Source organism: Nitrosospira sp. Nsp13 (assembly GCF_900101945.1).
In the GTDB taxonomy this organism is placed as follows: domain Bacteria; phylum Pseudomonadota; class Gammaproteobacteria; order Burkholderiales; family Nitrosomonadaceae; genus Nitrosospira; species Nitrosospira multiformis_D.
Genome location: NZ_FMVD01000017.1, coordinates 38,592 through 46,111 on the forward strand (window position 1 = coordinate 38,592; position 7,520 = coordinate 46,111).

The 7,520-nt window shown below is 51.3% G+C and carries 12 protein-coding genes; 8 read left to right on the forward strand and 4 right to left on the reverse strand.

The features are described 5' to 3' along the window. The first annotated feature begins 187 nt into the window (after positions 1–187). The 4 genes from BLO43_RS14750 (at position 188) to BLO43_RS14765 (ending at position 3,113) form a co-directional block, all read left to right on the forward strand. Complete coding sequence (locus BLO43_RS14750) at positions 188–598, forward strand: nitrosocyanin (protein ID WP_074632881.1); 411 nt, start codon at positions 188–190, stop codon at positions 596–598. Positions 599–988: 390 nt separating this feature from the next. Beyond that, entirely contained in the window at positions 989–1,246 is a 258-nt protein-coding gene (locus BLO43_RS14755) for a hypothetical protein (protein ID WP_074632887.1), read from the forward strand. A gap of 175 nt (positions 1,247–1,421) precedes the next feature. Further along, positions 1,422–2,138 (forward strand): class I SAM-dependent methyltransferase, encoded by a 717-nt coding sequence (locus BLO43_RS14760; RefSeq protein WP_090907723.1) that lies wholly within the window; start codon positions 1,422–1,424, stop codon positions 2,136–2,138. Positions 2,139–2,156: 18 nt separating this feature from the next. Then, on the forward strand, positions 2,157–3,113 hold the full coding sequence (locus BLO43_RS14765; RefSeq protein WP_090907724.1) for a bile acid:sodium symporter family protein: 957 nt from the start codon (positions 2,157–2,159) through the stop codon (positions 3,111–3,113). A 339-nt stretch (positions 3,114–3,452) separates the two neighbouring features. Here the strand turns inward: BLO43_RS14765 and BLO43_RS14770 are convergent, their stop codons facing one another. Beyond that, positions 3,453–4,253: a hypothetical protein gene (locus BLO43_RS14770; protein ID WP_090907725.1), complete on the reverse strand. Its 801-nt coding sequence runs from the start codon at positions 4,251–4,253 to the stop codon at positions 3,453–3,455. A gap of 44 nt (positions 4,254–4,297) precedes the next feature. Here BLO43_RS14770 and BLO43_RS14775 point away from each other — a divergent pair, with 44 nt between their 5' ends. Then, a complete protein-coding gene (locus BLO43_RS14775; protein WP_090907726.1) occupies positions 4,298–4,528 on the forward strand; it encodes a hypothetical protein in 231 nt (76 codons plus the stop codon). A 386-nt stretch (positions 4,529–4,914) separates the two neighbouring features. Then, positions 4,915–5,166, forward strand: a complete 252-nt coding sequence (locus BLO43_RS14780; protein ID WP_139149296.1) for a hypothetical protein — start codon at positions 4,915–4,917, stop codon at positions 5,164–5,166. A 3-nt stretch (positions 5,167–5,169) separates the two neighbouring features. On the opposite strand, the gene BLO43_RS17185 is transcribed toward BLO43_RS14780, so the two are convergent. Continuing rightward, entirely contained in the window at positions 5,170–5,295 is a 126-nt protein-coding gene (locus BLO43_RS17185) for a hypothetical protein (protein WP_302847704.1), read from the reverse strand. Between the two features lie 115 nt (positions 5,296–5,410). Here BLO43_RS17185 and BLO43_RS14785 point away from each other — a divergent pair, with 115 nt between their 5' ends. Further along, entirely contained in the window at positions 5,411–5,854 is a 444-nt protein-coding gene (locus BLO43_RS14785) for a hypothetical protein (protein WP_090907728.1), read from the forward strand. Between the two features lie 68 nt (positions 5,855–5,922). Here the strand turns inward: BLO43_RS14785 and BLO43_RS14790 are convergent, their stop codons facing one another. Next, a complete protein-coding gene (locus BLO43_RS14790) occupies positions 5,923–6,753 on the reverse strand; it encodes a Cof-type HAD-IIB family hydrolase (protein WP_175443986.1) in 831 nt (276 codons plus the stop codon). Between the two features lie 50 nt (positions 6,754–6,803). Then, positions 6,804–6,938: a hypothetical protein gene (locus BLO43_RS17190; protein ID WP_302847705.1), complete on the reverse strand. Its 135-nt coding sequence runs from the start codon at positions 6,936–6,938 to the stop codon at positions 6,804–6,806. A 355-nt stretch (positions 6,939–7,293) separates the two neighbouring features. Between BLO43_RS17190 and BLO43_RS16945 the strand changes: the two genes are divergently transcribed. Then, positions 7,294–7,520 (forward strand): hypothetical protein (locus BLO43_RS16945; RefSeq protein ID WP_217628083.1); only part of this gene is annotated, 227 nt, incomplete at its 3' end.

Here is a 7,520-nt window from a genome sequence, read left to right on the forward strand (position 1 = left end):
CGAAAATGGCGGTAAAGCCGGGAGAACATGTTGATCGAATCGGATAAGAAGCTATATCTCAACGGTATATTTGTCGGGGCGCTCACGATTTGACATCCGCGATTATCCCATCTAGAGTATCAAACTGGAATCAAAAAGGTGAATGCTGTTTCATTAAAAACGTAAATTTGAGGAAAGGAAAGTCATCATGAAAATAACCAAAACGATGTTTGCGGGTTTTGCTCTTGGACTGCTGTTAGTAGGAACTGCGCAAGCAGCGGAACAAAAATTTAAAGTAATTATTAATGCCTACGACACCAATATTCCCGAGCTCAACGTCGAAGGGGTGACAGTCAAGAACATTCGTGCTTTCAATGTTCTCAACGAACCCGAGACATTGGCAGTCAAGAAGGGGACTTCGGTAAAGATTACCATAGAGAACAAGTCTCCCATCAGCGAAGGATTTTCCATCGACGACTATGGTATCAAGGAAGTCATTAAGGCGGGAGAAACCAAGACCGTTGCTTTTGTGGCTAACAAAGCGGGCGCCTTCACCATTTGGTGCCAACTCCATCCCAAGAATATCCATCTGCCTGGCACCTTGAATGTCATTGAGTAAAGAAACCTTACGTAGACGATGACGAAATAGCAGGTCGGCGGTGGAAACAGACGGGCTGATACCGTGTTGATTCCACCGCCGTAGCCCGGTCACAAGAACCGCGTTGAAGCAACAGAAGCAACCAAGCTCTGCACCAATAAGACGCCGGCGGGTCGCGACACCATCAGGATTCTAGCGTTTGGCCAGTTTCAGATGATGCGGCAAGCTCCATCATCACTCCTCCTTGGTCAGCAGTCCCCAGGCTGTAATCACTACTGAGATGCCTCGTGCAGGCGCTCGGCTTCCTTGTCCAAAAATCCAGAACAAACATATCTAATTAAAAAAAGGCGGGGATTCCAACGTGATAAGCTGTGACTTTCATATCGCCTCAATTACACAGGAATCTCCCCCATGAAAGATTTGCAAGAAGCCACTGTGAAAATATGCGAACTCAAGGGCGAGAATCTGGCATTACTGGCTTTGCTTTCTTGCCTGGTAAAAGCCTCATCGCCATACGAACGCAATGCCTTTCCAGATGCATTCGAACGAGAATTGGAATCTGCACGGATCCAGTGGCTGAATTCAGATGTTTCAGAACATGTCTCCGTCGGACTTGAGAATATGGCAACCGCCATTCATTCCCTGCTGGCTAGCCAGAGCCGGATCTAGGGAAGATATTTTCCATACACTCCAATTCAGGATAACCCATCCTCAAACTGCCTGTCAGATGCTTTTGCAGCCGATTTCCTTTAAGTCCGACAGGCTGCTAACAGTGAGTGCACACCACTTTTTTGCCCATGAATAAACGAATTCCTAACCGCTCTTGATATCGTTTTCCTGCCCAATGACTTCTCCCGAAACCACCGCCATCTTCACCCGCTCCTGGTCGCTCTATGATTTGCTCACCGAATACAACTACATGTTTCATCGGGAAATCTATAGGAAAATTGAGGATATCCTGAAGCTGCGCGGCGATCAGGGTCATTACCGCCTGCTTGATCTCGGTTGCGGCAACGCGCGCTACCTGGCTCCCTGCCTGAAGCAGGCTGTCCCGGTAATATATGAGGGCGTGGATTTGTCCGAGGCGGCGCTGGCAGAGGCAAGCGGCTATCTGGCGGAATTGCCCGGTCAGGTCTTTCTGACCCGTGGAGATCTTTTGGAGGCGATCGAGTCGACCGAAAAAACCTGGGATGTGATCTTCACGGGATTTGCGATTCATCACCTGGCGCCCGATGAAAAGGCGCGCTTTTTCCATGCGGCCGGGCGCTGCCTCGCAGAAAATGGCTGGTTGATCCTGGTGGACGTGGTACGCGAGGAAAATCAGGACCGGAAAAGTTATCTGGACGGTTACCTGAAATTCATGCGTGAAACATGGACGAAGGTGCCAAAGGATCAATTGGAAGAAGCTTGCGCCCATGTCCATGATCATGATTATCCTGAATGCCTTTCCACCTTGCGGGAGATGGCCAGCGAAGCCGGTCTGCACTCTACCCAGCTGATCAGTCGCTACGCACAGCACCACACCCTTCTATTTTCACGTTCCACTTTAGAAAAAATCTGAGGCGGCCCGCTCAACGCCATGCTGCAGCGATTGGCCCTTCTGTTCCCGCTTTGGATGATTCTCTCCGGGGCAATAGCACTGTACTGGCCGCACTGGTTGACGGCCCTGAATCAGGGGCCGATGATGGTACTGCTTCTGGCCTTCATCATGTTGTGCATGGGCCTGACGCTGACCCTCGAGGATTTTCGCAGGATCGCCCGCCTGCCCAAGGCCGTGGCGATCGGTTTTGCGGCACAGTATTCCATCATGCCCTTGCTGGCCTGGGGAGTGGCTCAAGCGCTGAGCCTGCCACCCCACTTCGCCGTGGGCCTGATCCTTGTAGGTTGTTGTCCGGGTGGCACGGCATCAAATCTGGTTACCTACATCGCGGGGGCAGACGTGGCGCTTTCGGTAGTCATGACAGTGTGCTCCACACTGGCGGCTGTCATTTTAACGCCCCTGCTGACCCAGTTTTTTGCGGGAACGCTGGTGCCAGTGGATGCCTGGCTGCTGTTCAAGCAAACTCTCCAGGTAGTCATCATCCCTGTTGTACTGGGCGTTGCGCTCAATCGCTGGGCGCCGCGACTGGTCATGCGCGTGATGCCGGTGGCGCCGCTGCTATCGGTGATGGGTGTGTGTTTCATCTGTGCCGTGGTATTTGCCGCCAATGCGGAGGCCATTCTGAAACATGGCTTTCAATTGATTCTTGCGACCATGCTGTTGCATGGAGGGGGTTTTCTGATCGGGTATAACTTCGCCCGCATCTTTGGCTGCCAGCAACAGAGCGCCCGTACAATTTCCATTGAAGTGGGCATGCAAAATTCCGGTCTCGCCATCGTGTTGGCCAAACAGGCCTTCCCGTTACTGCCATTGGCCCCCGTTGTGGGCGCGGTTTCAGCGGTGATGCATTCTTTGCTGGGCAGCCTGCTGGCAGTGTTATGGCGCACGCGATCACCCCGGCCTCATACAGAGAGATCCCAACACTTCCCGCCCTGATTGCCAACAGCCTGAAATTTCATCATGCTTTCACAAAACCGGTATCTCAGGCAGGCGAAAACAGGCTTACGGGCCGACCCCATTTATTTGTTGAACTACCTGGATTGAACCTAATCCGGCAGTTGACCACTCATTTAATAGATCAGTGTTTTGATTAATAACAATATTTCGTATTATTTTACGCTCACCTTTTGGGTGAGTCTGCTACAGGGCAGATTGCACGGTTTTTTAGGCGCATGGCAGTGTTGCAACTCCTTGGAATGGAATGACCATTCCGCGTCGTTGCGCCTTGCTCTGCACCCCAAAAACCGTACACTCCACCCTGTCCAACTGCCGGATTTAGGTTGAAATGACTATCGCGAGCGGACAAACACTCCCATCGCAAGACAAGCCGGGAGAACATTTTTGAACGGAATCCCAATCCTGGGATAGAAAGTACAAAGTAATCTTGTCCGCGTGGCTGCGCATAGCAGCCATTCCAGCTGCCCCATTCACGTCATTACGGTTGATGCGAAAGTACAGTTCGTTAGAGTTACTGCACATGAATCCATAGCGTACTTTGCTATCGCGAGCCTCGAAGCCGAATGACCAGAAGCCGCCGCTGCCTGCTGGCGTTGGGTCTATCGTCATCAACCGTCCAGAGAGCTTCACCGTCCCTTGAGTCAAAAGACTATTGACCAGCCCGGCTTGTTGATTGTGCCGCACCCGGTTCGCAACAATTTGACGTCTCTCGGCCTCTGACAAGGCTTTCGGTTGTTCAGAACCGGAAATCGATGGTGCAGAGGTGTCTCGATGGTTATTTGAGCTTGGGCTGAAACACCCGGATAACGCCACCAGAACAAATCCGATAATGGCTATGAGCATCGACGCACCGCCGCCACTGCCGCCACCGCCACTTCTGGCGACAAATAAGCGAGAACTTTGCCCGCGAGATGTGGGTTCCAAATTGTCATCAGAAGTGGTGATTTGCTCGTCCGCCTGGCCACGATAATCGTTACCGCTATAACCATCGTTCTTTGCTCCGCTTGATTCCGCTTGGGCTTGGGCAAAACACCGTATGTGTACTTCAGTCCCATGTACCTCAGTCCAATTTTCAACACAGCCAAAACCCGTCATATTGCAATCACGGGTATTTATCATTTTTTAATTCCGGTAGCGGATGTCAATCACAATCCTGGGCAATCATGGCACACTATCAAAACGCAAGCTTTCTTATTCAATCCCAGCATATCAAGTTTGATAAAAAGTATCCTCCCGGCACCGCCGTGCCGGACGCGGGAATTTACCGATGCACGGGTTGTGGCCATGAGATAGTCATCGCAAATGGGCAGGCGCTTCCCATGCAAAACCAGCACCAGCACGCCTTCGAATTTGGCACGGTATGCTGGGAACTCATTGTTTGCCCCGTGGATTGATGACCGGTAACCTTCGGCAATAACCGATCGCCTGCTTGATCAATAGAGATGATTGCGCCACCCCATTAGATCCTTCCATTTTCATCCTTCCATTTACGCTACACCAACCCCGCCGCCCTTTCAAGTTCTCCCCGCTTGTTTCCGTTAGCGGAATATAGCAACTACAGGAGCATCTCCGGAACTTTTACCCCATTGTTCTTCTCGCACCCACATATGTGGGGAATCGCACAGAGTTTATTTTTACAGAGTGAGAAACTGTTAATAAATGCTTGATCCGCATCTCCATGCGATCAAGCATGTGCTCCTCCGTGGCCCTCTATGATTATTTGAGGTGCAAAGCCGGTACCGCTTTCAGTCATTCCGGCTTATTAAGTCTAAAGGAGCAAATGATGAGAGAAACCAAATTAATCGATATGTGTGGCTTGAGTGGCGATCCAGTCAGTGACGATCTGCTGGACGATTTATTTTTCCGCCTTGAATCGGAACTTCCGGATGCCCCCCGCAAAAGTTCGAAACGTATCTATTTACCATCCTGCATAACGATGAGCTGCCTTGCCAGAATTCCGGTAAAGCGCGCCGCCAGAGAAATCAGGATAATCATGCATCAATCTGCGATATCAGGACGTATCACACAGTAAACGTCAGGTTTTACCGCAGCCCGTGGCCAAACGGTGCCAAACGATGCCAAACGATGCCTTGGAGCGCGCTTTGGGCGCTTTGCGGGCGGTTGCCTTGTCAGGCTTCCTGGGATGATCAACTATTTGCATCCTTACCGCCATCGTTATCGATATCTCGTTCCGCCAGCACCCGTCCCAGTCGTTGCCGAATTCGGGAAATATTCAGCACTCCTTAAACTTGATGAATTCAGAGAAGAGGATTCCCATGAAAATTCAAAGCAAAATCAGCCTAATAGCGATAACTTTCACCTGCATTTTTTCCACCTTGAGTTTCGCTGAAGAAAATCCATCGCTTCCGCCCGTGCAAACGCAAGGTCAAACGCAGTTTATCTCAGGAGGCATAGGCAAGGATGAGTCGGAAGCAATACTGAAAGCAAGGGGCTCCTGGTCGTTGATGCTTGAACTGACTCAAGCGGCTGATCCCAGAGCCCGGTACATCAGCGATGTCCAGATAACCATCAAGGACGAATTGAATAACACCGTTCTGGATACGACTGTTGAAGGCCCTTACCTGCTGGTGAAGCTTCCAGCCGGAAAATATTCCCTGGATGCCACTTATAACGCGACCACCCTGCATCGCAAGTTCAACCTTCAGAAAGGGCCGAGTGAAAAAGTTACTTTAGTCTGGCCTGCCGCCAAAAAAGATTAATGCCGGACTATCCCGATAAAAAACGCTTACGTTTGGTGGGAACGTGAATATCACTATAAAAACCCGCTCTAATCCGGGACACCAAAGAAGCGCTGCAGGAGCCAGTCCTGCTCAAGCGCGAAAGCAACGCCGTCCTCGCCATTAGTCAGCGTAATCCAGTCAGCAACCGCCTTGACGGTGTCCGGCGCGTGGCCCATCGCCACGCCGAGTCCGGCGTGTCTCAGCATTTCTATATCGTTTTCGGCATCTCCGATAGCCATCATTTCGCTGAGCGTTATGCCATGAAGCTGTCCGATTTTTGTCAGGGCCGCCGCCTTGTTTGTCCCTTTTGGCATTATCTCGAGCATATAGTCATGGCTGAAGACCGCGGAGCATCGGGATGCGATTGCGTCACGCATGGCCCGGAGACAAACGATACCCTCAGCATTATGACTCATGATCTGCAGCTTATGAGGCGCCACGTTCAGACCCCGCAGACCGGGAACAACCACCGGTTCCTGCCTTAAAATTCTTGCTTCCTGCCGGTACAAACCCATGGCATCAGGCGTGTACCAGTGATCCATGGTGGACCAGGCAACACTCAACCCATTGGCTAATGCTTCATGAGCCATTTTCTCCGCATGGGCCAGTTCCAGCCGCTGCTGGAGGATAATTTCAACCCGCTTGTTCGAATCGACACGTGCCACCGCACCGCCGGAAAACGCTACCACATAACCCTCGACTCCCAGCTCCATGAGGAGTTGCGACAGGGAGCCCACGTGGCGGCCGGAAGCCAAGATGACCTGAACCCCTTGTTGCCAGATGTCATGAATGGATTTTTTTACCGCAGGTGAAATGTCATGCGAGGAATCCAGCAATGTTCCATCTACGTCGAGTGCAATAGCTCGCAGCCTTGACACGGTTAGCGACCTGCCGTCGTGGCTCCGCACCGGCTCATATTGCGGCGGCTTCAGAAAGACCTTCCGCTATGCACTTCCCGCACTTCCGGGTGGACTTCGAATGCGTAACCGACACACGCAATGTACACAGGCAATACGATATGTGCGGCAAGCGAACAGGCGCCAGCAGCGTTGTAAAGTTTCATCAAAATTCTCCTTGATTGTTCATGATGACTATAGGGCACATGAGATATTTTCCACTGATTCTCCGCCATCGTCCACGATCCGGCGACTGCAATGTGATAACTACATACTATTACCCCTATAGGGTATTGACATATACCCTATCCCCGTATACAGTAACGCCACAGATCTTGGGAAACTGCCTGATATCCAGATAAGTAATGCGGTGATCACCAATAAAAAAAGGGGGTCTGGATATCTACCTGGAGAAGATTCGCGGAAGATCCGCACGGTCGAGAAAGCACCGAACAAATTGGCCGGCATCACTGCTACCGTCCAGCCAGTCCATTAATTCAACTTAACTGAAAGGGGTCACGAATGCAAACAGAAGTCGTAAAAGTCAAGGGTATGAACCGGATAGGTTGCGTTAATGGTTCGAAGAGCACCATGAATCTACTCCGTCCCCTGATTTCCCAAGGAATAAGCGCCGCCAAACCCAGGACATTTCCAGCATGCAACCCCGGATCACTTTTGAAATGGTGCCTGGGTGCGGGAACGTTGGGACTGGCGTGCCATGTTTTCGCGGCGGATCCCGCTCCCGCCGC

Bases quoted from the DNA above. Each gene is read 5' to 3' on its own strand.
- BLO43_RS14750 (WP_074632881.1), top strand. From the start codon at position 188: ATGAAAATAACCAAAACGATGTTTGCGGGTTTTGCTCTTGGACTGCTG.
- BLO43_RS14755 (WP_074632887.1), top strand. From the start codon at position 989: ATGAAAGATTTGCAAGAAGCCACTGTGAAAATATGCGAACTCAAGGGC.
- BLO43_RS14760 (WP_090907723.1), top strand. From the start codon at position 1,422: ATGACTTCTCCCGAAACCACCGCCATCTTCACCCGCTCCTGGTCGCTC.
- BLO43_RS14765 (WP_090907724.1), top strand. From the start codon at position 2,157: ATGCTGCAGCGATTGGCCCTTCTGTTCCCGCTTTGGATGATTCTCTCC.
- BLO43_RS14770 (WP_090907725.1), bottom strand. From the start codon at position 4,253: ATGATAAATACCCGTGATTGCAATATGACGGGTTTTGGCTGTGTTGAA.
- BLO43_RS14775 (WP_090907726.1), top strand. From the start codon at position 4,298: ATGGCACACTATCAAAACGCAAGCTTTCTTATTCAATCCCAGCATATC.
- BLO43_RS14780 (WP_139149296.1), top strand. From the start codon at position 4,915: ATGATGAGAGAAACCAAATTAATCGATATGTGTGGCTTGAGTGGCGAT.
- BLO43_RS17185 (WP_302847704.1), bottom strand. From the start codon at position 5,295: ATGCAAATAGTTGATCATCCCAGGAAGCCTGACAAGGCAACCGCCCGC.
- BLO43_RS14785 (WP_090907728.1), top strand. From the start codon at position 5,411: ATGAAAATTCAAAGCAAAATCAGCCTAATAGCGATAACTTTCACCTGC.
- BLO43_RS17190 (WP_302847705.1), bottom strand. From the start codon at position 6,938: ATGAAACTTTACAACGCTGCTGGCGCCTGTTCGCTTGCCGCACATATC.